Genomic DNA, 24,350 nt, shown 5'->3' with positions numbered 1-24,350 from the left:
CTTATTATTGTTTTGGATTTAAAATGATTTGTAGGGCCGCATCAACACCGCCGCTAGCTTTAAAATCTTGTGATACTTTGCTAGCCTCTTTTTTATAATTAGCGTGATGAAGGATGTTGTCAATGCCTTGAGCTATAGTTGAAGGTTCACCATTTTCCAGCTTAAAGCCAGCACCTGCTGCAAGCACTTGTTCAGCCACCATATTTTGTTCTACTGTTTGCGGAAAAACAAGGAGAGGAACTTCATAATAGAGAGCTTCGCTTGTACTGTTTAAACCACAGTGGGTGAGGAAAACATCAGCTGATTTCAGGACCGCGATTTGATCAACAGAATGAACGACTTGAAAATTTTGCGGTATCTGACCTAATGAACTAATATTCGTTTTAACGCCGACAGATAAAAGAATGTCAACCTCTTTATTTCCCAAGGCTGTGAAACAGTTACGATAAAAGCGGCTAGCCTGATTGTTAACTGTTCCCAGAGAAATGTAAATCAGCGGACGATTAGATTTTTTCCAGCTTGCAGCACTTTCTCTAATAATTGGTCCGACAAAATGAACATTTTCTTCAAAAGTAGCACCAGCAGGCTGGAAATTTTGTGATGTTGTCACGATGACAGGACAATCCGTTCTGGTTAAGGCCAGATCAGTGACATGCTTGGTTGGATAGCCCAGCTTTTTTATTTTTTGGTAATTGGTCATTATTTCAGGCAATTGTAAAACCATTTTGAAATTGTCTTTATGTGAAGCATCACTTAACATGGTTGGTGTATGCTTGTTAAAAGCGAAATGTGTATTGTAAGACACATAGGGGACACCTAAATAATCAGCGATAACAGAAGCCCATAGAGCAAGGGAGTCACCGACAATAATATCAGGCAGCCAAGATCTAATTTCTTCCAGATAGGTATTTAGAATATCTTCAATGGCTTTTGAAACAATTGATAAAAGGGCCGAAAAATGATTTTTCTGATTATGGGTTGGCTGATTAACGTGTTCCACTGTCATATTATCTATTTTCTCATCGTAACAAACCACTTCAGCACCAAGTTTTTCTAAGGTCTCTTTAAAATTGGAGACTGTGTAGTAGCGAACCTGATGGCCTTGTTCAATTAATTTTTGAACCACTAATAAAGTTGGGTTGGTATGACCAAATGCAGGGACCCCCATAAAGATAATACGTTTCATTGTTTTTCCCCCTATTTCTTAATGCTTTTAGTTTATCAGATGAAAATAAGGAAACAATGGGCAAAAAACACTATTTGTTGTATAATCAACACATATCTAATATTATCTAGGAAGTTCCCCATGAATAAACAGGATCGCCGTTTCAAACGCACACAAAAATCTATCTATGAAGCATTCACAGCCTTGTTTTTGGAAAAAGATTTGACAGAGATGACCGTTAATGATATTAGTCGCTTGGCTGATATCAATCGCTCAACTTTCTACCTTCATTTTGAAGATAAATACGCTTTGTTAGATGCTTATCTATTAAGTCTGCTGCCGATTGTTAGTGAAAGCGATTTGAGTCAATCCGTCAATCAACAAGACCTGCTTGCTGTTAGTTTGGCTAAGCTGTATGATTATCTTCAGGGAAATACTGTCTTTTTCAAACGTTTATTTAATGAAACCAACTATCCTTTTGCCATTCATTCAATACGTAAAGTCCTTAAAGTGTTTTTAACAGAACACGATAACTTCTTTTCTGAGAAAATAGGAAACTCAAAAGATTTTACCATTCATATCCGAACTGCCGGACTCATCGCTATGATTGAGTGGTTCCTATCGCAAAAGAATTACAGTCGCCAACAATTTATTGAAGAGACTTACGATTTAGTTTCTTTATTAGAAAAGGCAAGAAAGAAATGAAAGGCACCACCAGTTACCAATGCAATTGTAGTAGAATATTACTTGATAAAAACATAATCAGCTCTTTCTATGTAAAAAGGAAAAGATAAGATTGAAAAAGCTATGCTAGATTTGGCTGGTATGATGAATTGATTTAGGTTAATCAGTTACTTTGAAAAAATAGAGGAAGTTATTGAAATTATCAACTTTTTTTTATATAATCAATATGACACTATATATGGTGTCACAATAAATGAGGTATATAATGGGCAAAGAAAAAGATTTGCAAAAAATAAAAAATGATCCCAAATCTGTTACCCCTAAGCGTTTAGAAGCTATATGTAAAAAATATGGTTTTATGTGGAAGCAAGGAACCAATCATTCAATTACTTCTCATTCCTTATTAGAAGAGAGTTTTCCGATACCGCGACATAAGCCGATTAAACCAGTTTATGTAAAGCATGTTATAAAGATGATTGAGAAAGTGATAGAATTAGAGGAGGGTTTAAATGATGAAAGATAAGGAGTACTATCTTGGGTTGAACTATCCAATTGTGATTAATCGAACTAATGATGAGGGTGAGCTATTGTTCACTGCCTCTATTAAAGAATTACCAGGGCTAATCGTTTATGGTGAATCTTTAGAAGAAGTTTATGATGAAATTGAATTAGCCAAGGAAGACTGGATTGAGGCAAATCTTGAATGGGGAAGAGAGATTAAAGAACCTTTTGAATCTTCTTTAGAAGATTTCAGCGGAAAGGTTACTTTAAGATTACCTAAAACGTTGCATAAAAGTGTCAAGGAACGTTCTGAAATAGAGGGCGTTAGTTTAAATCAAACTTTGGTACAATTAATCAATGATGGATTATTCAAACAAACTCAAAATGTTATTGAACAATTAACTAATCAAATTGAAATTATGACTAAGCAATTTAGTCGAACTATCGTAGAAAAGGTTTCAGCACCAGAACAACATATTCATCAAACAATTATCGTAAAAAATCAATCTGAAAAAATACAACCATATAAAGAACAAAATATTACTAAAGATAGACTACAGGAAAATAAAGCATTTTCATGGTCTATTGGAGGATAAAATGAAGTCAAAAAATATAGAGATAAGAAGAATAACATTTAGTAAATTTGAATTTAATATTCATAATTCTGGGGAGGTTGAAGAAGATGGTAGGGCCTCAATTAATATGAATCTTCCTGATAGAGAGGAAGGGCAAGAGAATCAACTTATTCTAATAAAGATGGAAATTTCTTACCCAGATAGTCAATACCGAGTTATTGCCGAAATTGATGCAATGTATTCTGTCTTGGCTTCAGATTTACCAGAAGATATTTCACAAGATAGTGAATTTCAACAAGCACTTGTTACACCGATGATAGAAAAGTTCAGATTATATATTGGTTTATTTTCTGAGGGAGCTTATGGAGCTATTCAGATTCCAAATATAGATTTTAATCAAGAATAGATATTATCCATTTTTGCCTCTAATCTAGTTCAAAATATATAATCAGTTATTTTGCTAAAATAAAAAGAAAAAAGCCTTTGAAACGTTGGTTTCATAGGCTTTTCAGACCGAAGACAAACTTCTTTTTGGGAGTTTGTCTTTTTTGGTGTCTCTTATCTTTGAGATGAAAAATGGGTAAAAAAGCTGAAGCTGTCCAAAATAAAAAGGCCTTCCTGCCATCATTTTTACCAGTTTTTTGAGATTTAAACACGCTAAAATCAGCCCAACCTTATCCTCCATTTTGGACTTGCCAATCTCTCTCGTATATCTGAGATTGTGATAGTCTTTAGCTGCCCCAAAGAGACGTTCAATGGTTTCTTTTCGATGTTGGTAGCGTTCCCTCATCCCTCTTTGATAGCGAATGTCCTCACAAATCTCCATATCCTCTTTCCAAAGATGTCTCGTGACGACTTTTTGATGCTTCTGACTCTCTGTGCAACTCCCTAATAAAGGACAAGTGGCACAAATCTTGGCCTTACTCTTATACTCCCGATAGCCCTCACGAGTCGTTGTACAATACTCTAACGTCTGATTTTCAGGACAAAGATAACAATCATAATACTCATCGTAAACAAAATCCTTAGGCTGTAACAGCCCTTTCTTTCCTTTCGGTCTGGTGTAAGGAAAAACAGGGGTAATGTTTTTATCCAGCAAGAATTTAGCGATAGAAGGCGTTTTATAACCTGAATCAGCGATCAGGAAGTGAGGACTGAAGGGCTCAAGTTTGGCAAACAGGGCAGGAAAAGCTTGGCTGTCATGGACATTCCCTGCTTCTACACTATAGGCTAATGCCCAGCCATGTTTGTCGCAGGCAAACTGAGCATTATAGGCAAAAACTTCTTTATGCTCACCTTTATGAAACCAACCGCTCTCCGGGTCAGTCGTTGAGACTTTCTTTTCTTTAGCCTCGCTTTTTGCGGCGGGCTTTAGCGACTTTTTTGCGTGCTTTTTCCTGTCCAAATCAATTTCAAGTTCCAGCTGGTCACTCATAAATTTAGCCTGTTGTTCCACCATTTCCTTGCGATACTTGTGATTATTAGCTGCGGCTTTGACGTGAGTGCCGTCCACGAAAATCTCATTGGGGTCAATCAAACCAGCCATCAGGGCTTGATGCAGCACCTGATTGAAAATTTCAGAAATGACCTGTTTATCTTGGAAACGCCGACTGTAATTCTTACCATAGGTGGTAAAATGAGGTACCTTGTCATCTAAAGTTAGTCCTAAAAACCAACGATAGGCAGTATTCACCTCAATCTCTTTGATGGTCTGACGCATAGAGCGAATGCCATAGAAACATTGAATGAGAGGGATTTTGATAAGCGTCACAGGATCCAGACTCGGACGCCCATTATCACAAGAGTAAGTATCTTCAACTAAGTCATAGATGAAGTCAAAATCAATCACAGCCTCAATTTTACGCAGAAAGTGATCCTCAGGAACAAGCTGATCAAGCGTATAGAACCCGTACTGATGGCGATTATAATCTGGCTTTTCTTTGTGAAACATGCTCTTACCTCACAAACCGTTTTCTTTTAGTATACTCCTAAACAGAGCAAAAAGCTCTTAGAAATTCAATTTTAAGAGCTTTGTCTTCAGTCTGAGAGCCCAAATCATATTTGGGCTCTGCTATCTTATTCTTTAGTTTAGTTCTTGGAATTTACCATCTTTGACCTCAGTGTAACCACCAGCTAGCAAGGCTTGAATGGTTTGGCTGTAACTAATCTGATCGGGGGCTTTTCCATCTGTCAACTGAATCTGCAAAAGTTCAGCATTAGCTTGTAAATCAACCTTGGTATAATCAATAGTTGTCTCCTCTATCAGGCGATCTGTCTGATAATCAATCTTATGCTCAATGCCTTCGATACCATCCCACTTAGTCGCACCGTTTTGCTCATGGTGGGCCTGCGCAGCCTCTGGTGAATCAACGCCCAAAGCCGAGTAAAGGACAACTGTGCTTGTCTGCGACAACAATAGCTGATCCCCTGCGTACTCATAATGATTACGGATATCCCTTTCACCGGCAACAAATTTCTGATAATCAGACTGCTGCCGACTAGCCTGACTATTGCTGGTAGTATTTGTAGTATTATCAGATGTCTTGCTACCGCCACATGCGCTCAAGCCGACAAGGACCAACAAGGCCAGCAAGCTGACAATCACCTTTTTGAAAGTCATAAAAATCTCCAATCTTTTCACTCCCTCCATTATAAGGTATTTTACTGCAGGGTCAAGAAAAATCTAAAAAGCCAATTCCCTCGAGTAAGAATTGGCTTTTTATTCATTATCACCCTTAAGCTGACAATACCTTACGTCCCTTACGACGGCGGGCTGCTAGCACGCGGCGGCCGTTTTTAGTTGACATACGGTGACGGAATCCGTGCTTACGTTGGCGACGAATTTTACTTGGTTGATACGTACGTTTCACCTTGAATACCTCCTCTAAGATTTTCGTATTCGTTTAGCCGGCTATTATTGTGATCAGTTACTAAACATACCTTATTATTCTATAGGAAATGGGTACGCTTGTCAAGATTTACTCTTCTTTTTTTCAGCTAGCTTATGGTTAATCTTATCAATACGATGAAGCCATATACTATAAACTATTCCCCAAATAATAAGATAGCATAAAATAAAGTTACCAAACGAACTGAGGGAAAAAAGAGTCCCATCATAATCATTTAATCTATTCATAAGAATAACCAGACTATAGACCAAACAAAAATGAAGGAATAGCTGGGCTATAAAAGAAGGACGTTCAAAGCTAAAAATCATGGAAATCAATCCTATTAAAGCACTGATCCATACAACATTGGCAATCTGTTCCACAGACTGACTTTCTGCACCATTTAACCAGAGGATGACAACATAGGTGAAACCACCAAAGCCGACACCTATAAGAGCGTATAGGGCCATTTTTCTCAAAAATCTCTTCATTTTCTCACCTCATAAACCTAAACGTTCCTCTAAATTGCGCAGATAGCGACGGCTGACATCTAGTCTGCGTTTCCCTGTCAGAATAGCTAGCATGTTACCAGAAAAACTGGCCTCCAAAGCTTCCAGATGGTTAATATTCAAGAGGGCATGCTTAGATACCTGTACAAAATCTGGATTATTGAGCCGTTGACTGAACCTATAGAGTCGCTCATTGGTCTGATAGCGCCCCTGCAAGGTTTCTAAGATCAAACTGCTGCCATCGACATCAACAAAGATCAAATCTTGCACCTTAAGCATTTCAATACGATCAGCTGTTTTAAGCGGCAACACGGCTGGAGTCTCGGTTTGGTAAGCCGATAGATAATTCAAAACTTGCTGCACCTCTGCATTTAGTATTTGGCTGCGAACCACTACCTCAATTGCTTCCCGATCCAAGCTCTTATCTTCTTCAAAGCGGTAATTCATCTGTCTCTCTGCCCCCTTGGCATAGTATTACTGCATTCCACCACCAATCCGCCTCAAAATTCCGGAGAACCCAGCTCTGGTCTTTGGACAAGCAAGAAATGCCTAATTAATCATACCAGAATTTACACTAGCAACTCAAACTTTGCCCCAATACTCTTATCAGTTTATCGCAAAACTGACTTCTTGACAAATAGAAGAATACTCAAAACAAGCAAGCTGACAAGCGTGACACCAGCACTTAATAAAACATTCTGTGACAAGGTCATAACATGATCCTTTACAACCAGACTAATGCCTAGGTATTCCTTTAAATCTAAGGGAGACTGCCATTGAGGAATCTTACCCCCGATGAGAATCTGACGGAAAGCCGCAGCAACATAGGCTCCTGGAACTAATTTAATCACCTTTTGAGCCATATCTGGCAAACCACCGATCGGCATGTAAACCCCAACTAAAAAACCAGACGCTGTCCCGATAATAACAGCCAAGCGTTCCGCAACTTCAACAGAATGAATAAATTGCAAGATGATCAAATTAAGGATAGCTGCCATGATCGAGCTCAAGAGCATGAGTCCCAGAATTTTAGGAAGAGCAGCTCCATCAAACCCTAAACCATCCTGCCAGGCAAAATAGAGCGACATAACACCATACATGACCAACTGCATAATACTACCAATCAAGCTGGTGCTGATAAGATAGCCAAGATTCAATTTAAAAGCAGAGGTCTCTGTCAGCAAAAAATCATTAAATTTTTGACTTTCCTTATCACGAACCAGACGCACAGCACTAGACCAGGTCGTCGTAATGCTAGTAACCGCTAGAATACCTCCCATTACCCATTTATCTAAGAATTTTTCTGGATGGTCCAGACTGCTCCAAGCATCCAGCATATTTTTTTGCAGGAAGATAATATAGAGTGCAAAGGCAATCCAAGCCCCCATAAGGGAGAAAAAAACACTAGCCTTATTGCTAAAATAAAGTGCTAGATTTCGTTTGATAATAGCTAACATTAGTCAATCTCCCTTCCTGTAATAGCCATAAAAGCTTCATTAATTGTCCCTTGTTTAAATTCAAAATCGATAATACTATCCCGATAGTCAGCAAGTATAGTAATAACCTCCTGAGAGGATAATCCTTCCACCAGATAGCCCGCTTCGACCCTCCTTATCTCATAAGGGAAATCAAGCAATTTTTGCTGGTCCTTTGTTTTTAAAAGGAGCTGACTCTTTGCATATTCCTTGATTATTTCAAAGGCTGTTCCCTGTGCTAAAATTTTTCCTTGATCAATGACATAGGTCACTTCCGCATTTTCAGCTTCTTCTAGATAATGCGTTGTCAAAAAAATAGTCAAACCCTCTTCTTTTTTCAAGCGATAGAGCAAATCCCAAATCATCTGACGCGTCTGAATATCCAACCCTGTCGTGGGCTCGTCAAGAAAAAGGAGGTCAGGCTTACTGATAAGAGCACGTGCAATATCGACGCGGCGGCGCTGACCGCCAGATAAGGTGCCGTATTTTTGATGAAAAAAGTCCTTCAATCCAGTCATATCAATCAAATCAGTCAACCAGTCCCTGTCAATTTGACGATATAGACCTGCACGGTTGTTGAGATTAGCCTTGACAGTCAATTCTTCATCAAGCACGCTGTCTTGAAAGACAATACCAATCTTGACCTGAGGAAGAACCTTAATCTCACCAAAGCTTGGTTTTAAAAGTCCTGTTAACATTTTAATTGTCGTTGATTTTCCGGCACCATTGGTTCCTAAGTAAGCTACCAAACTACCCTTGGGAATCTGTAAATCAAGCTGGTCCACAACTGTCTGATTAGCATAGACTTTGCTTAATGATTTTGTTTCCATTAACATATCTCCCACCTCCACATCATATAGTAGCAAAAATGTCCCTTCTCGTGACTGAAATACCAGTAAGCGGTAAAAACAAGGAGGTAAGCGGTAGCAAAAGAAGATATCACTTATTTAAAATTTTCCTCAAAAAAAGAGCCAGACCGTACGCGCCCAGCTCCCTTACTTTATTGCTAAGTCCTGTCGGGAATCACAACGACATAACGCTTAGGATCCCTTCCTTCTGAATAGCTGTCAACCCCCTTAATATTAGCAATGGTCTTATGCACAATTTTGCGCTCATCATTGCTCATACTGTCCATAGCATAAGATTTACCGCTATCCATAACCCTATAGGCAATTTTTTTAGCAAATTCACTCAGGGTCTCCATCCGCCGCTCGACATAATCATGCACATTGAGCGTGATAGAAAAAGCGCGCGAATAGTGGTCATGTAAATAATTTTGTGCCAAAACCTGCAGAGATTTGAGTACCTTCCCATGATAACCGATAACACGTCCTGCTTCAGGTGTTTCAATCTGAACAGTGATTTGACGGTTAGTATGTCTGGTGGTCAGACTGGCTTCAACATCCATTTCATAGATAATAGCTTCTATATAGGAAGCCACATCTGTTGCAGCCTTTTCGATATCTTTGCTGGTCAACGACTCTACTTGATCAAACTCACTGGCGACAAAAGCTTCAAAGGAATCAACTTCTGATGATGAATGGGCAGTTGAAGCCGCTACAGCAATTTCCGTTCCTTTAGAAACTGCTATCTCCGGCGCTGCAACAGCCCCCCCTTCAGACACCTCTTGCTGCTGCGATAAGGCAACAACATCCGCTGAACTATCGTCTAACTCATCCTCCCAATCCAGTCCTTCTTCATCCAGCTCCTCTTTCTTCCGACGATACTCCTCGACAATCTCATCTGGCAGTAAGTCGCTGAGAATAGCCGTCACCGATCGTCTGGCATCCAGCATTTCTGATTTCACATTATCATTGACAATCTGTCCACGCTTTTCTAAATACTTGATAATACTGGTAACCTTACGAGCTTCCAGTTGCTCTTGTTTCAGAGCTTCTTCAGACACTTCTTGCTTACTTAAAGCTCTTGGTAAACTGCGGACAATTTCTTGATCAGCCTGAGAAACCGTCGTGCGATTAATGACTTCGACATCGACCTCCGCTGGCTTCTTCCAAAAACCAAAAAATCCTTTCTTTCCACGGGATAGGACACGGATAGAGGCCTTAGTCCTCGTGATATCGAGTTCACGTAAGCCGTTCTCAATTGCCTCATCAACAGTGTTACCTGTGAATTTAACCATAATCTATCTTCTCCTTCGCTAACAGAAAAAATATCTACCTTCTGATGCGTTTACTTAACGTCTTTTACGCGCCTTCTTCTTAGCACGACGAATTTTCGCTTCCCTCTCTTTGGCCTCACGCTCCTGACGCTCGCGCTCGGCAATAATCTTAAAGGGGTTGTTGAAAATCAGCATCTGAACAACCTGAAAAGCATTACCGATAGCCCAATAGAGAGCGATACCGCTGGTGAAACGGGCGCCAATCCAGAGAATAAAGAGGGGCATGATAATACTGGTTGCTGTCATGAAACCATTTTTCTCTTTGGCAGCCTTGTTGCTCAGCCACATGGACAAGAAAGTAAAGAGCGCTGCTAAGACTGGCAAAATATAAGTTGTATCGTTACGACCAAGATTCCAAATCAAAAAGCTACCGCGACTGAGCTCTGGTACCCTGATCAAGGCCTGATAGAGCGCCAGCATTACAGGAAACTGAATCACTAAAGGCAGGAAAGCTGCCCATTGGTTGATCCCTTTCTCTTTGTAAAGTTCCTGGGTTTTTAGGGCCTGCATATTGCGATCGTCCGCATATTCTTTTTGAATACGTTTGAGTTCTGGCTGTAATTCCTGCATTTCCTGACTAGATTTAATCTGACGATTATAGAGAGGAATCAGGGCAATTCGAACCAAAAGAGTAAAAAGAATAATACCGATACCAACCGAGCCACCAAACGACATAAATTGGATAGCCCGACCGAACCCATAGACTAGCTGATCCCAGCCTGTCGAGGAACTGGTCACTTCGCCGTTGCGTCCGCAAGCCGATAAAAAGATAAGGGCGGCTAAAGCCAGTCCACTAAGCTTCATGGTTTTCTTCACAGTCATTTCCTTTCCGATACAGCTGAGCAAGTGCTAATACATGCTTCAAATTTTGCTTCACTTCCTGATAGTTCAAGTCCTCCACTCCTTTTCTGGCAATCACAACAAAATCATGTTTTGTCAGATCAGGCGAGAGCTCCATTAAAATATGCCTCAATTTTCGTTTAACACGGTTGCGGGTGACAGCATTCCCCAGCTTCTTACTGACAGATAAGCCCACCCTGAAATGTTTTTGCGGCCTCTCAAGACTGTAGACGACGAATTTTCGGTTGGCTACACTCTTACCCTGACCAAAAATAGCCTGAAAATCTTGATGACGCTTTACTCGATAAGTCTTTTTCACCACGGTCTCCAAACACTCGAAATTATTCTTTATTATACCACAAAAGACCAAAAAGCCCAAAATCCCTCAGATTTTGGACTATCCTGATAGAAAATCTTACTTATAAACAGCTCGCTCGGTTGTTCTCAAAAAAGCGACCTATCCAAAGCCTTCTTAGCCTGTTCAACTTGCCATTTAACCTGTTCAAAACCTGTCCCTCCTAGAGAATTGCGGCGCTCTACAGCTGTTTTGGACTGCAAGGTCACATAGATATCCTCTTCAATTAGATCTGAAATTTCTTGGTAACGTTCCAGAGGAAGATCCTGCAAGTAATGACCATTCTTGGTGCACTCCAGTACCAGCTTACCAACGATTTCATGGGCCTGACGGAAAGGCACTCCCTTAACTGCTAAGTAATCAGCCAGCTCGGTTGCATTAGAGAAGTCTTTTTCAGTCGATTCAGCCATATGGACATCATTGACAGTCATGCTGTCTAGCATTCCAGCTAGAATATCAATAGCAACCGTAATAGTTTCCACCGTATCAAACATGCCCTCCTTGTCCTCCTGCAAGTCCTTATTGTAGGCTAAAGGCAAGGACTTCATCACGGTCAAAAGACCAGTTAAGTTACCATAAATACGCCCAGTTTTGCCACGAATTAACTCTGCCATATCCGGATTTTTCTTTTGCGGCATAATAGACGACCCTGTTGAAAAAGTGTCTGACAGGGTAACAAATTTAAACTCGTTGGAACACCAGCTGATGATTTCTTCACAAATCCGGCTCATATGCATCATTAAGATACTAGCATTTGCAAGAAATTCTAAAATAAAATCGCGGTCAGATACAGCATCCAGAGAGTTACTGTAAGGTTGTTCAAATCCCATCAACTGAGCTGTCATTTCACGATCAATAGGAAAGGTCGTTCCAGCAAGAGCTGCTGCCCCCAGAGGGGAAATATTGGTATGTTTTTGGTTGAACTCAAATCGCTCGCTATCACGGGTAAACATATTGTAGTAGGCCATCAGATGGTGCCCAAAGGAAATGGGCTGAGCATGCTGCAAGTGCGTATAACCCGGCATAATCGTATCAGTATGCTCAGCAGCTAACTCGACCAAAATCTGACGCAGATGATGCAATTTATCAATGACCTCACTCAACTTAGCCTGAAGGTAGAGATGCATATCTGTCGCAACCTGATCGTTACGTGAGCGGGCAGTATGAAGTTTCCCTGCTACCGGGCCGATCTTTTGAGTCAACAATGACTCCAAGTTCATGTGGATATCTTCATTGCTGATATCAAACACCAGCTTCCCAGCCTGAAAGTCCTGCAGCAATTCTTCCAAGCCAGCTTTAATTTGAGCAGACTCATCCTGAGTAATGATTCCTGTCTCACCCAGCATCGTCACGTGAGCCAGCGACCCTTTTAGATCAAATTCTGCCATCTTTTGGTCAAAAGAGATAGAAGCTCCAAACTCTTCAACCCATTTTTCAAGGCCAGCTTCAAAACGGCCGCCCCACAGTTTATGATTTTCTGCCATTGTATTTTCTAGGACAGTTGCATTAGCTTGAGCAACTCCCCATTCCTTTCTGATCTTTTCAAATAATTATCAGCTAATTTGATTATCTTACCACAGCCAAAAAATCCTAGCAGTGACAAAACAGTACTTCCTCATTCTATCAAAAAAACTAGCCTATGTCACAGCTAGTTTTAACAGCCTCACGGGACAGACCCTTGAAAGGAACTCACTGGTTCACCTTATTCAAGCTCGTAGGAGACCTCACTGAATCTCCCAATCGAGAATCGAAAATAATAAGAAAAGAGTCTCAGATCCAGCTCTCTGACTGTGATTATCTGATAAAACTTCCCTTCTATAAAAATCCTAGGCGCTTCAATAATCCGAGAAACCTCAAAGACTGAAGCTCAGTCAACTTGGGGATTCTCTTCTTAAAACCTCTAATTCAGGCGCACTAGCGAACTATAAGGCTGAGCTGATTGATTATAGCTTGCCCTCAATCACTACAGTCCGATTAATAGTGGCTATACTCTTAGAAACAGCTCTGATACCACCAGTCACCTCAACTATTCACCTGGCTTATTAACCTGAGCATTAACCTGAGTCGGCAGCCCCCAGAGTTTGATGAAGCCAACAGCAGCGTCTTGATCAAAACTGTCTGCTGAAGTATATGTGGCAAGATTTTCGTCGTACAAGGAATTTGGTGATTTACGAGCCACAACCTTAGCAGAACCCTTGTACAATTTTACTTTAGCAGTACCGTTCACCACTTTTTGCGTTTCCTTGATATAAGCAAGAATAGCTTGTGTCGCCGGGCTGAACCACAGAGCATTGTAAATCAAGTTTGACAGCTCGTTTTCAAGGATAGGTTTGAAATGCGATACTTCACGCACCAAGGTCAGATCCTCGATCTCTTTGTGAGCCATCAAGAGGGTAATAGCCCCTGGACATTCATAGATTTCCCGAGATTTGATACCGACAAGCCTATTTTCCACATGGTCAATACGTCCCACTCCATGTTTGCCAGCGAGGTCGTTCAATTTTTGGATAAGATCAGCCAGTTTCATTTCCTGACCATCAAGAGCAACTGGCTTACCTTCCTTAAAAGTAATTTCTACAAACTCAGGGGTATCAGGAGCTTCTTCTACCGGGTTTGTAATCCCAAAGGCATCTTCTGGTGCTTCATTCCAAGGATTTTCAAGAACACCACATTCGTTAGCACGTCCCCAAAGATTTTGGTCGACTGAATATGGATTGTCAAGATCGGCAGGAACCGGTACACCATTAGCTTTAGCGTATTCGATTTCTTCTTCACGTGACCACTTCCACTCCCTTACTGGGGCAATAACTTTCAAACTTGGATCAAGAGCTGCAATGGCTACTTCGAAACGAACCTGGTCATTTCCTTTACCAGTACAACCATGAGCGATAGTTGTTGCTCCTGTCTTGTGGGCGATTTCAACCAATTTCTTAGAAATCACCGGACGGCTGAGGGCTGATACCAGCGGATATTTTTGTTCGTAGTAGGCATGGGCTTGAAGAGCTGGCAAAACATATTCTTGCGCAAACTCATCTTTAACATCAAGGACATAAGATTCAACTGCTCCAACACTGAGAGCTTTATCATGAATAAACTCAAGATCCTTTCCTTCACCAACATCCATACAGACCGCAACAACATCGTAGTCCTTTTTCAACCAAGTGATAGCAACTGAGGTATCAAGACCCCCCGAATAAGCTAGAATAACTTTCTCTTTTGACATAATTATTTCTCTTTTCTTATTTTTTTGGTTGTTTTTTGTATATCTCAACCTTACAAACCCCATTATATGGTATTTTTATTCACTCGTCAAGTGTTTTTTGTATTTTTATCGATTTTTTGTCATTTTTTGGATTTTTATTCATAATACAGTAGAATATACACATAAAAATAAACAATCTATTAATCTGATTAATAAAAATTTTTAAGACAAAAAGAAACCTGCCTAAACGGCAGGTTCCTTTCCATTTCACAAGTATATTGGGAGAGAGATGAGAAATGGGTTTCGAATAAATAAGAAGTTCGGGATAAGTTTGCGTCTGTTTCCTATTAGTGAAAGACTTGGGAGAGAGAAACTAATAGAAAACTTCATCCCTACGTTCACTAGTATATCTCAAATCTCTATTTTTTAAACCGCTATGTCTTGAATTGTCGTTTTTTTGTCCTGAAATGTCAAAAATAATCTTGAACTGCCTAAGCACCCTGACGTCTTTGCTCCCACTCTTTCATAAGAGACTTTAATTTCAGACGAGAGACCGGACAGGAATCTCCATTCTCGAAGAAAGCAAGAAGCTCTGCCTTATCCACACGGCTAATATTATCCAGATTGACAAGGAAAGATCGGTGGCAGGAGAAGAGTCGGGAATCTACTTCAGCAATTTCAGAAAGATTGCCGTAAAATTCCAGCCGCTCACTTTTTGTCATCAGCATCACCTTATGAGGGGTAGGGGAAGTCGCAAAGTAGTAAATATCCTTAAAAGGCAATTGGACACGCGCCTGAGCCGACTCAAAGGTAAAGACCTCATCCACTTCTTCAGAACGATGCATGTGGTCAGCTGTATATCTGATTGCTTCTCGTAAATCAATTTTAAATTCCTCATCTGTTCCAGTCTTGTCAATAAAATCTAGGGCTGATACCTTATATTTAAAACTGATCGGAGCAAATTCTGAGTGGGTGGTCACAAACACAATGACAGCTGCCGGATCAATCTGCCGAATTTCAGCTGCGGTTTCCAATCCCTTTTTGGTCTCGCCTTTAATTTCAATATCCAAAAGGAAGAGCTGGTGATTTCCCTTTTCCGCAATCGCCTCTAATAAATTTTCTGCCTTGGAAAAGACCCCAAACTGACGAGCTGATGTCCCTTCTTCACGCAAGATCTCTGTTACCAGCGTTTTTATCCGCGTCTGTTGGATGAGATTATCCTCTAAAATAAATATATTCATAACTTCTTATCCTAATTTCAACTACTGTTTGAATTATTATATTATTTTATAATTAAAATAACAACACGCTATCTTCATTGAAAATAAAAAATCCCCCGACCATTCGGGGGATGTCCAAAACAGTGAACAGTATGTCTTATAATTGGCTTGGCTAGGAGAAGCCGTTACAGTCGCCTTGAGAATATATCTCTCCCCCATTCTCTAAGGCAGCTTTCCATTAGAAGCCAACTTTTACAGTAAGCAAACTTATCACCAATCGTGTCTAGTATACCATAAGCTACCTCCAATAGAAAGTAAAAAGACTGTAAATTATTTCCTACATTAAAAGCAGAGCGACCTAAACACTCTGCTATAATCTACCAATTTAAATGAGTTCTACAGAGCTATAGAGAAACGTTGTCCCTACCTCAAGCTCTCCAGCATATTGGCAAGGTGCTCAATTGATTTTTCTCTACCTAAGAGATAGATTGTGTCGGGTAATTCAGGCCCGTGCATTTCCCCAGATACTGCAATGCGAATCGGCATGAAGAGGTTCTTGCCCTTGATACCCGTTTCTTTTTGAACGGCCTTAATTTGTGGGAAGATGTTTTCAACAACAAAATCCTCATCAGACATAGCTTCTAACTTAGCCTTAAAAGCTTCAAGCACTGTCGGAACCGTCTCACCAGCCATGAAATTTTTCTCTTCCTGTGTCAATTCTGGAAAGTCTTCAAAGAAGAGGTCAGTTAGAGGAACAATTTCATCAGCCGATTTTAGCTGAGGCTGGTAGAGCTGGACTAATTTCTCAGCCTTATCGGTCAGACGTCCTGCTGCCTCAAGGAATGGTTTGCAAAGCTCAAAAACCTTATCAAAATCAGCCTTCTTAATATAGTCATTACTAACCCAGTCCAGCTTCTTTTGGTCAAAGGCTGCTGGTGACTTGCTGAGACGACTTTCATCAAAGAGTTTAATCAACTCCTCACGGGAGAAGATTTCTTCTTCTCCACCAGGATTCCAACCTAAGAGGGCAATAAAGTTGAAGACAGCTTCTGGCAGATAGCCCTTTTTACGGTAGTCTTCGATAAATTGAAGGGTGTTGGTATCACGCTTCGACAGTTTTTTACCAGTCTCAGAGTTGATGATCAAGGTCATATGGCCAAACTCTGGTGCCTCCCAGCCAAGTGCTTCATAGACCATGAGCTGTTTAGGGGTGTTGGCGATATGGTCATCGCCGCGGATAACATGGGAAATTCGCATATCGTGGTCATCAATGACAACGGCAAAGTTGTAAGTTGGATAACCATCGCGTTTCTGAATAACCCAATCACCACCGATATTGCCGCCTTCAAACTCAATGTCACCTTTAACGATATCAGTCCATTTATAAATACTGGCATCATTAACAGCCAAACGAACCGTTGGGATAACACCGGCTGCCTCACGCTCAGCAACATAAGCTGCTTTTTCTTCCTCGTTCATCCCCAGATATTCATTGATATAACGAGGTGTTTCACCAGCTGCTTCTTGACGCTCACGCTCAGCTGCAAGTTCTTCTTCTGTCACATAAGACTTGTAAGCCTTTCCTTCCTCCAAGAGTTGGTCAATATATTTTTGGTATAGAGGCAGGCGTTCGGACTGACGATAATTTTCATGAGTTTCTGGGCTCTCATCCCAGTCTATTCCCAACCAGCGTAAATTGTCCAGTTGGGAACGCTCGCCATCTTCAACATGGCGCTTGCGATCCGTATCCTCAATACGAATGACAAAGGTACCGCCATAGTGACGAGCATAAAGATAATTAAAGAGCGCTGTCCGCGCATTTCCGATATGTAGCAGTCCCGTTGGACTTGGTGCGTAACGCACACGAATTTCATTAGACATAGTCTTCTACCGTCTCCTATTTTCCTGTTATAGCTGTCCTAAAAGAACAGAAAGCAAACCACTTAATTAGCCGTTTGCGATCCTTTTTATTATAGCACAAATATGAGGAATTATGATCTTAACTAGAAACTTTGCCTCTTGATAAAATCCACTGTTGTTAAAACCTCAGCCTCTTCCAGTTCAAATATATTCAATGCTCAGTCGTCCAAAATTAACGTCACCGGTCACAACTAAACGCTTATTCTGACCGGACAGCCTTTGCGGAGCTTGAGCCATTCCCAAGGCGGTCTTTACTTGCAAATCAACATACCAATCTTTGGGAATATAAAGGGTAATATTACCAAAATTGACTTCTACCTCAAAATTAGCAGTATCACCTAAAATTAAGGCATTATCAAAATAAATAGTGGAATTTCCAAAATTGACCTCTGCTTTATCTGACAGAAAATTATCATTATGAATATAGCGGGTAGAATTGCCAAAATTATATTCTTTCCCATCATTGGAGGAGGAATAAAATCGTCCATAGGTCAGAGTCCTGTGCCATTTATGCTCAGGATTAAAAATTAATTCCAAGCCAATACAGGCAAGGATAACAGCTAAGAACAGTGTCCAAGTCTCAATGCGAATAAAATGGTACTGACTGTTTAGGATAATAACTATCAAAACGCCACAGATTCCTAGCCCCATAATAGAACCTGTCAGTAGGCTTTTAATAGCATGATAAGCCAAGAAGACTAGGGCAAGTAGAGCCCAAATGGATAGGGGAGAAGGCATTAGATAGTCTTTAAATAATAGAAAAACAGATAAAAAGAGCAAAACGATACCCAAGAAATACTTTTTCATGATATAACCTACCTCATTTCATTTAGCTTGTTTTTTAAATATTGATAATAATGACGCGAAACATGAATTTGCTTGTGTGTACCTTCAAAACGGATCGTACTGGTTCCTGAAAATGATTTATCCAGAGAATAGATAGTTTGAACATTAACAATAGCCGATTTTGAAATACGGCAAAAGTAAGCAGGTAATCTGTCTTCTAGCTCATAGAGTCTCATTTTGACCCTATAAGCGTCCTCCTTGGTATGGGCATAAATATTTGCTCCCTCAGTTTCAAAGAAAAGGAGCTCTGCTAAGTCAATAAAATATTCACTCGTCCCTTTATACAATGGAAAAGGTGCCCTATCCATACAACTGAGTAAACGGCAGATTTCATCTATTTTACCACTAAGATTAGGCGTTTTTAAAACAACTTCAAGAGTCTCTAATCTTTTATCCAGCTCAACCCTAATCTTCATAAGAATTACCTTTCCATCTCTAGTAACTTTATTATAGCAAGTCTGCTGCTATAAACAAGAGAACTCTCATAAGTGGTAACATTCGGCTGGTAAGTCGCTAAAATGGACCTATTGACTTTTAATAAATAAAAATCCAGGGCAGTATAACAACTCCCTAGATTTCCATTAACCTTTTATTAAGGTAGTAACGGCATAGACCTCTATCTATAAGATAGGCTACAAAGCCAAAAGTTCAATTACATCAACCCTAAAATCCCTGAACCGTTACTGTTCGTATTTGAAACCGCTAAATGGCCGCCAATAACCTGAGAGAAAGTCTCGATATTGAGACTTTGAACATAGACTTCACCACTTCCCCGGAAGGTATTAACAATCCCTTCGCCTGTACCAAACGACTGCAAAAGGCCATTCTCTAGGTGAATCTGATAATCTAATTCCTTAGACCAAGCGACAACGTGTGCATTATCAATCGTAATCTCCTGTTGATCAAGCTCCAGCTTCTGAATAGAACCGAAACTGTTAGCCAGTAAGGTGCCAACTCCTTCTGTTGACATAACAAAGAGGCCACCTTGCCCACCAAAGAAGGCACGACCGACAGACTGGCGCTCCATAGTATACTGGGCCGAGCCATCCAAGGCCAGAAAAGCACCATCATTGAGACGGTATTGTTTAGCTCCAAGCTCTAAGGCAATAATCTGACCCGGCATTGAAGGAGCAATCGCCAAACGACCATCATTACCATTAGCAATCGCCTGTGTAATAAAGGCCGACTCCCCTGAAACTACAGAACGACCAACAGCCTTAAAGATTTTACCAAGACCTGCACCTTTAGCGTTAAGCTTTGTATTCAAGCTAATAGACGGCGTGTGGTAGACCATGCTGCCTCGTTGGATATAAGCTGATTCCCCAGCTTCTAAAAATATCTCAACTAAAGGAAATTGCATATGGCTATCAATACGGTAAGTCATATGATTATCGGACATAATATTTCTCGCTTACTTATTTAATAATAGTTTCAGTATAGCGGGATATCCCAAAGATTGTCAATAGACCAAAAGAAAAATCAGCCCAAAGTCTTAGGCTGATGTCCCTAGCACTCAACTGCTGAAATGCGGCCACTATCAACATCATAGATAGCACCAGAGATGATAATATCATCTGGAATTAGCGGAGAGTCTCGTAAGAGATTGACATCCTCTCGAACGCTGGTTTCAAGATCATCAAATGGACGAAAATCATGATCATGTACATTCTGATTTAACTTACTCTCAACAAGGTCAGCTAGCTCGTCATTTTTAAAAGTAAGCATGCCACAGTCCGTATGGTGGAGAACAACGATTTCATGTGTCCCAAGCAGTTGTTCTGAAATAACAAGAGAGCGAATAGTATCCTCGGTTACCCGACCACCTGCATTGCGTAGAATATGGGCATCACCCAGTGCTAATCCCAGAGCTGGGGCAACATGCAAACGAGCATCCATACAGGTGATAACAGCTACTTCTGTTTTGGGTTTAATCGGTAAATGGCTTGTCCCATGTAATGCAACGTAAGCGCTGTTGGCATTTATAAAATTATCAAAATATGACATAATTTTCTCCTTTACTACTGCTAAGTATAAAACGCTGTTATTATAACACAAATAGCAAAGAAAAGCCTGAGTTCGGACTCGGATCAAAAAAGCTTGTTTCTTGTTTACGAAGAGAAGCCTTTTGGTCAATAGCCCCAAAATTCTAACCTAATCTTACCTTTTCCCAATAACGTAGGTCAATTCTGTTGCTTGTTTAGCTGTGAAGGTGCGATAGGAAACAAGGCCTAGCCCTAAAGCATTAGATTCAGAAATTAAAATTGATCCATCCTTTCGAACCTCCTCCACAATAGCGACATGGCCATAATTAGGATCAGCACCGGCCTGATTAGGAGCAAACGATACGGCATAGCCTAGCTTGGGTTCATGAGTTAATTCATAACCAGATTTGTAAATCCATGCACCTCCATTCCCCATATAGGCATCAAATTGATAGCCCAATTCATGAGCACGATTATAAACATACCAAGTACACTGCCCCCAAGGATAGGAAAGAGCAAGATAGTTTTCTATGTGCATTGGCTTAGATAAGTGATAACCTGCGGGGACGACCTCAAGGCTAGTCCCACTGAAATTCTTAAGTTCTTCAGGGATAGTCGGCGTTCCCCCGTGCTGATCAATCCAGCGATCTATATCCTGCATGGCTTGCGCGCGGCGTTTACCTGTACCGGAAGTATCCGTAAAATAAACGCCCCCTTCCGTTAATAAATCTAGTTGTCCTTGAGCGTACTTTATCGCTTTGTCATCTTGACGCTTAAAACTCCAATTTTTATTTTGAATAATTGTTTCAGCAGTCATCCGCCTAATAGCAATCTCGTCTGAAAAATGAGTCGCATTGCTGACATTAGTATCAAAAGCTCCGTAACCAAACATATTAGCACCAGCTTCTTTGGCTACACCAGCAGTTCCTAGTGAGCTTTCAAAAAGTGCGATAGCAATGATAGCACGGACATCTAGGCCGCTCTCTCTTTCCCATTTAAGCAGACGCTGTCCATTGATACGATTTCGATCGTAAGCTATTCCTAAGGAATTGAGGTAGCCATCCAGTTGTTCAGCCTTGATCCCATAGCGATGAGACAGAAGATTATGACTGTAGGCATTTTTGCCAGACCAGTGTTCTACATACTTTGTATAAGAAAAAGCTGGAGTAACCTCACTATCATCGTTATCAAAAACCGATGTTGCGCTCCACAATGGGCTAGCAATGACTGAAGCTTGGGAACTTGATGTGACCGTTCCAGAGCTCTCTGAATATGTAGGTAAAGATAAATTGAATGGGTCATATGATTTAACAGGCGCTTGCTGGTCTCTTGAGGGAAGATCTGAAGAAGAACCTTTGGCTGCATCTGAAGAAACCTCTTTTTCCGTTATTTCAGTTTCCTCCACTGCCCTCTCTGATGCGACCGAACTATCCTCAGTACGATCAGCCATTTCGGTTTTACTTTTCTCCTGCTCACTTTCTACTTTCTCCTCAGATGATGGCTGAGGAGAACCTTTAAAAGTTTCCTTAGAATCTGCTGAACTCTGGTCTGACGCAGAGGACGAGACTTCCTGAGCACTACTCTCTGTCTGCGTTTCCGCCTTGTTCTCATCTTCATCCTTAGTTTCTTCTCCCTCCGTCGAATCCTCAGAAAAAGAAATATCATCCGAACTGCTGCTCGACTCGCTACTTTTCCCTTCTTCCTTAGACCGGCGAACCGTTCTTTCTGCCGTTTCGGCTCTTGTTAGGGGAGGAACAAGATAGGCCCCACTTAAGATAAGTAAAAGCGTCAAAGCCACCAATTTTTCTTTTTTCATGGCCCAAAACTCCTTTCATAATATGATTCACCTATTTATTCGCAAAACATATAAAAAAGCTTTAGAAACATCTCTGTAACAATGTTCCTAAAGCTTCATTTTTAGTTAACCAACTGAACCTTCCATTTCATAGCTAATTAAGCGATTAAGCTCAACAGCATATTCCATTGGCAGTTCCTTGGTAAAGGGTTCGACAAATCCCATAACAATCATCTCTGTCGCCTCTTGCTCAGACAAGCCTCGACTCATAAGATAGTAGAGCTGTTCTTCTGAAATTTTTGAGACTTTTGCTTCATGCTCAAGGGCTACTTGTGAATTATGGATTTCATTAAAAGGGATGGTATCAGATTTAGATAAATCGTCCATCAAAATCGTATCGCATTCGATATGACTAACAGACTTTGTCGATTCACGATTAAAAGTCACCTGACCGCGGTAATCCACTTTACCCCCATTTCGAGCAATAGATTTTGACACAATAGACGAGGAGGTGCGGGGCGCATTGTGAATCATTTTTGCACCAGTATCTTGGTGCTGCCCTTCATTGGCAAAGGCAATAGATAACATAGTCCCGCGCGCTCCCTCACCTTCAAGGTAAACAGAAGGGTACTTCATAGTCGTTTTAGCACCAATATTACCATCAATCCACTCGACGGTAGCATTTTTTGTTGCCTTAGCCCGCTTGGTTACTAGGTTATAGACATTATCAGACCAGTTTTGAATGGTTGAGTAACGCATATAGGCACCATCCAAGGCAAAAATTTCCACAATGGCAGCGTGAAGACTGGCCGTTGAATAGGTCGGCGCTGTACAACCTTCAACATAATGGACACTAGCCCCTTCATCTACAATAATCAGGGTTCGCTCAAATTGAGCTGTCGCCTCATTGTTCATGCGGAAATAGGTCTGCAAAGGAATATCAACCTTAACTCCCTTAGGCACGTAGATGAATGTTCCTCCTGACCAGAAAGCAGAGTTGAGAGCTGCCAGCTTATTATCCGTGGGAGGAACCAGTTTTGAGAAGTACTGTTTAAAGAGGTCTGGATATTCCTTGAGCGCTGAGTCTGTATCTGTAAAAACAATTCCCAGCTTATCATATTCCTCTTTCATATTATGGTAGACCACTTCTGACTCGTATTGAGCTGAGGCGCCAGCCAGATATGCCCGTTCTGCCTCTGGGATCCCTATCCTCTCAAATGTTTCCTTGATCTTATCGGGAACGTCATCCCAATCACGAGCAGCCTTGTCTGTTGCTTTTGAGTAGTAAATCAGATCATCAAAGTTGATATCTGAGAGATCTGGTCCCCACTCCTGCATAGGCATCTTCTTAAAGGTTTCTAAGGACCTTAGGCGAAAGTCCAACATCCAGTCAGGCTCGCCTTTTTCCGCCGACATTCGACGCACAACCTCTTCACTGATCCCCTTACCTGTTGAAAATACAGGAGTAACGTCATCGTGGAAACCATATTTATATTCACCGAGGTCAATCGGTTTTGGCTCTACTTTTTCTTCTGCCATGTTCCCTCTTTCTATTTTAACTTAGTCTAAAATCTTCAAAATCTTATCTAGCGATTGTCGCTTAGGGCGGAAAGTATTGACAGGATGGTCACTTTCATAGCCTAAGGCCATCCCGATTACAATCTCATAAGCACTATCAACCCGTAAGATTTGAGCTAAATTTCCTGGAAATTTAACTAATTCATAAGCCACCATGGTTGCCAAACCTTGGTTATTGGCCGATAAACTTGCTGTTTGCAAAAAAGCTCCCATATCTAAAATAGACCACTCAGGTGAGTTTTTTGGCAAGGCAAAATACATAATCGCTGGAGCTTGAAAAAGTTCTTGGTTAAGTTGCCAAAAGGTCTCATTTCCAACCTCTGTAAAGTTATCTAAGCGATTAGACCAAGCCGCCATGTGAGAATGCTGATCTTCTTGAAAACCTGTACGAGAACGAACTGGAAAAATCGGAGTTGATTTTTGTCCAACTTCGATCAAACTCCTGTGGTCTGACTTTATTTTCTCCAAGGTTTCTCCAGTCGCTACATAGACTTTCCAGGGCTGTGAATTAACCCAAGAAGCCGTTTGACTGGCTTTCTGCAACAATTTGCTTCAGCATTTCTGTCTCGACTGCTTGATCCTTAAAGTGACGTGTCGAATGACGATTGGCCATTAAATTACTAAATTCCATAAGTA

Annotated in this window: 26 protein-coding genes and 2 pseudogenes; 4 read left to right on the top strand and 24 right to left on the bottom strand. The window is 40.8% G+C overall.

Going from position 1 to position 24,350, the window contains the following annotated elements:
* Nucleotides 1–4: 4 nt before the first annotated feature.
* A complete protein-coding gene (locus ACVR1G_RS03170; RefSeq protein WP_447451762.1) occupies nt 5–1,186 on the bottom strand; it encodes a macrolide family glycosyltransferase in 1,182 nt (393 codons plus the stop codon).
* Nucleotides 1,187–1,306: 120 nt separating this feature from the next.
* On the opposite strand from ACVR1G_RS03170, the gene ACVR1G_RS03165 reads away from it, so the two are divergent.
* The 4 genes from ACVR1G_RS03165 (at nt 1,307) to ACVR1G_RS03150 (ending at nt 3,331) form a co-directional block, all read left to right on the top strand.
* Nucleotides 1,307–1,870 (top strand): TetR/AcrR family transcriptional regulator, encoded by a 564-nt coding sequence (locus ACVR1G_RS03165; protein ID WP_447451761.1) that lies wholly within the window; start codon nt 1,307–1,309, stop codon nt 1,868–1,870.
* Nucleotides 1,871–2,114: 244 nt separating this feature from the next.
* The gene (locus ACVR1G_RS03160; RefSeq protein WP_447451760.1) at nt 2,115–2,372 is read left to right on the top strand and encodes a HicA family toxin-antitoxin system; all 258 of its coding nucleotides are present in this window, start codon (nt 2,115–2,117) and stop codon (nt 2,370–2,372) included.
* Nucleotides 2,359–2,946, top strand: coding sequence for a toxin-antitoxin system HicB family antitoxin (locus ACVR1G_RS03155; protein WP_447451759.1), 588 nt, complete (start codon nt 2,359–2,361; stop codon nt 2,944–2,946). The genes ACVR1G_RS03160 and ACVR1G_RS03155 overlap by 14 nt, the downstream gene beginning before the upstream one ends.
* A 1-nt stretch (nt 2,947) precedes the next feature.
* Nucleotides 2,948–3,331: a hypothetical protein gene (locus ACVR1G_RS03150; protein ID WP_447451758.1), complete on the top strand. Its 384-nt coding sequence runs from the start codon at nt 2,948–2,950 to the stop codon at nt 3,329–3,331.
* 102 nt (nt 3,332–3,433) lie between these two features.
* Here the strand turns inward: ACVR1G_RS03150 and ACVR1G_RS03145 are convergent, their stop codons facing one another.
* The 23 genes and pseudogenes from ACVR1G_RS03145 to ACVR1G_RS03035 all read right to left on the bottom strand — a co-directional run bounded on the left by ACVR1G_RS03145 (nt 3,434) and on the right by ACVR1G_RS03035 (nt 24,345).
* A complete protein-coding gene (locus ACVR1G_RS03145; RefSeq protein ID WP_447451757.1) occupies nt 3,434–4,876 on the bottom strand; it encodes an IS1182 family transposase in 1,443 nt (480 codons plus the stop codon).
* A gap of 132 nt (nt 4,877–5,008) precedes the next feature.
* Nucleotides 5,009–5,545, bottom strand: a complete 537-nt coding sequence (locus ACVR1G_RS03140; protein ID WP_447451756.1) for a DUF1307 domain-containing protein — start codon at nt 5,543–5,545, stop codon at nt 5,009–5,011.
* Nucleotides 5,546–5,660: 115 nt separating this feature from the next.
* Nucleotides 5,661–5,795 (bottom strand): 50S ribosomal protein L34, encoded by a 135-nt coding sequence (rpmH, locus tag ACVR1G_RS03135; RefSeq protein ID WP_002885866.1) that lies wholly within the window; start codon nt 5,793–5,795, stop codon nt 5,661–5,663.
* 101 nt (nt 5,796–5,896) lie between these two features.
* Nucleotides 5,897–6,304, bottom strand: coding sequence for a DUF3021 domain-containing protein (locus ACVR1G_RS03130; protein ID WP_447451755.1), 408 nt, complete (start codon nt 6,302–6,304; stop codon nt 5,897–5,899).
* A gap of 9 nt (nt 6,305–6,313) precedes the next feature.
* Nucleotides 6,314–6,769, bottom strand: coding sequence for a LytTR family DNA-binding domain-containing protein (locus ACVR1G_RS03125; RefSeq protein ID WP_447451754.1), 456 nt, complete (start codon nt 6,767–6,769; stop codon nt 6,314–6,316).
* A 164-nt stretch (nt 6,770–6,933) separates the two neighbouring features.
* On the bottom strand, nt 6,934–7,779 hold the full coding sequence (locus tag ACVR1G_RS03120; protein ID WP_447451753.1) for an ABC transporter permease: 846 nt from the start codon (nt 7,777–7,779) through the stop codon (nt 6,934–6,936).
* Nucleotides 7,779–8,633: an ABC transporter ATP-binding protein gene (locus tag ACVR1G_RS03115; RefSeq protein ID WP_447451752.1), complete on the bottom strand. Its 855-nt coding sequence runs from the start codon at nt 8,631–8,633 to the stop codon at nt 7,779–7,781. Before ACVR1G_RS03115 ends, ACVR1G_RS03120 begins: the two co-directional genes overlap by 1 nt.
* A 170-nt stretch (nt 8,634–8,803) precedes the next feature.
* A pseudogene (locus ACVR1G_RS03110) lies at nt 8,804–9,232 on the bottom strand (Jag family protein); the annotation flags it as partial.
* Between the two features lie 227 nt (nt 9,233–9,459).
* Nucleotides 9,460–9,937 (bottom strand): annotated as a pseudogene (locus ACVR1G_RS03105) (Jag N-terminal domain-containing protein); the annotation flags it as partial.
* 54 nt (nt 9,938–9,991) lie between these two features.
* Nucleotides 9,992–10,792 carry a YidC/Oxa1 family membrane protein insertase gene (locus ACVR1G_RS03100; protein WP_447451963.1) on the bottom strand — a complete coding sequence of 267 codons (801 nt, stop codon included), beginning with the start codon at nt 10,790–10,792 and terminating at the stop codon, nt 9,992–9,994.
* On the bottom strand, nt 10,770–11,135 hold the full coding sequence (rnpA, locus tag ACVR1G_RS03095) for a ribonuclease P protein component (RefSeq protein ID WP_447451751.1): 366 nt from the start codon (nt 11,133–11,135) through the stop codon (nt 10,770–10,772). The genes ACVR1G_RS03100 and rnpA overlap by 23 nt, the downstream gene beginning before the upstream one ends.
* A gap of 125 nt (nt 11,136–11,260) precedes the next feature.
* Nucleotides 11,261–12,655, bottom strand: coding sequence for an argininosuccinate lyase (gene argH / locus ACVR1G_RS03090; RefSeq protein ID WP_447451750.1), 1,395 nt, complete (start codon nt 12,653–12,655; stop codon nt 11,261–11,263).
* 542 nt (nt 12,656–13,197) lie between these two features.
* Nucleotides 13,198–14,394, bottom strand: coding sequence for an argininosuccinate synthase (locus ACVR1G_RS03085; RefSeq protein WP_447451749.1), 1,197 nt, complete (start codon nt 14,392–14,394; stop codon nt 13,198–13,200).
* Between the two features lie 470 nt (nt 14,395–14,864).
* Nucleotides 14,865–15,614 carry a response regulator transcription factor gene (locus ACVR1G_RS03080; protein ID WP_447451748.1) on the bottom strand — a complete coding sequence of 250 codons (750 nt, stop codon included), beginning with the start codon at nt 15,612–15,614 and terminating at the stop codon, nt 14,865–14,867.
* Between the two features lie 402 nt (nt 15,615–16,016).
* Entirely contained in the window at nt 16,017–17,474 is a 1,458-nt protein-coding gene (gene gltX / locus ACVR1G_RS03075; RefSeq protein ID WP_447451747.1) for a glutamate--tRNA ligase, read from the bottom strand.
* A gap of 180 nt (nt 17,475–17,654) precedes the next feature.
* Entirely contained in the window at nt 17,655–18,320 is a 666-nt protein-coding gene (locus ACVR1G_RS03070) for a LiaF transmembrane domain-containing protein (RefSeq protein ID WP_447451746.1), read from the bottom strand.
* An 8-nt stretch (nt 18,321–18,328) separates the two neighbouring features.
* On the bottom strand, nt 18,329–18,775 hold the full coding sequence (locus tag ACVR1G_RS03065; RefSeq protein WP_447451745.1) for a LytTR family DNA-binding domain-containing protein: 447 nt from the start codon (nt 18,773–18,775) through the stop codon (nt 18,329–18,331).
* Between the two features lie 236 nt (nt 18,776–19,011).
* The gene (locus tag ACVR1G_RS03060) at nt 19,012–19,758 is read right to left on the bottom strand and encodes a TIGR00266 family protein (RefSeq protein ID WP_447451744.1); all 747 of its coding nucleotides are present in this window, start codon (nt 19,756–19,758) and stop codon (nt 19,012–19,014) included.
* 107 nt (nt 19,759–19,865) lie between these two features.
* On the bottom strand, nt 19,866–20,363 hold the full coding sequence (locus tag ACVR1G_RS03055) for a beta-class carbonic anhydrase (RefSeq protein ID WP_447451743.1): 498 nt from the start codon (nt 20,361–20,363) through the stop codon (nt 19,866–19,868).
* A 153-nt stretch (nt 20,364–20,516) separates the two neighbouring features.
* Nucleotides 20,517–22,157 (bottom strand): CHAP domain-containing protein, encoded by a 1,641-nt coding sequence (locus ACVR1G_RS03050; protein ID WP_447451742.1) that lies wholly within the window; start codon nt 22,155–22,157, stop codon nt 20,517–20,519.
* Between the two features lie 105 nt (nt 22,158–22,262).
* Nucleotides 22,263–23,675 (bottom strand): Fe-S cluster assembly protein SufB, encoded by a 1,413-nt coding sequence (gene sufB / locus ACVR1G_RS03045; protein WP_447451741.1) that lies wholly within the window; start codon nt 23,673–23,675, stop codon nt 22,263–22,265.
* 21 nt (nt 23,676–23,696) lie between these two features.
* Nucleotides 23,697–24,257 carry a nitroreductase family protein gene (locus ACVR1G_RS03040; protein ID WP_447451740.1) on the bottom strand — a complete coding sequence of 187 codons (561 nt, stop codon included), beginning with the start codon at nt 24,255–24,257 and terminating at the stop codon, nt 23,697–23,699.
* Nucleotides 24,223–24,345: a hypothetical protein gene (locus ACVR1G_RS03035; protein ID WP_447451739.1), complete on the bottom strand. Its 123-nt coding sequence runs from the start codon at nt 24,343–24,345 to the stop codon at nt 24,223–24,225. Before ACVR1G_RS03035 ends, ACVR1G_RS03040 begins: the two co-directional genes overlap by 35 nt.
* Between the last annotated feature and the right edge of the window lie 5 nt (nt 24,346–24,350).

The sequence above is a fragment of the Streptococcus dentasini genome (assembly GCF_053206945.1).
Note: the sequence above shows the minus strand (reverse complement) of the source record. Positions and strands in the feature narration are given on the sequence as shown.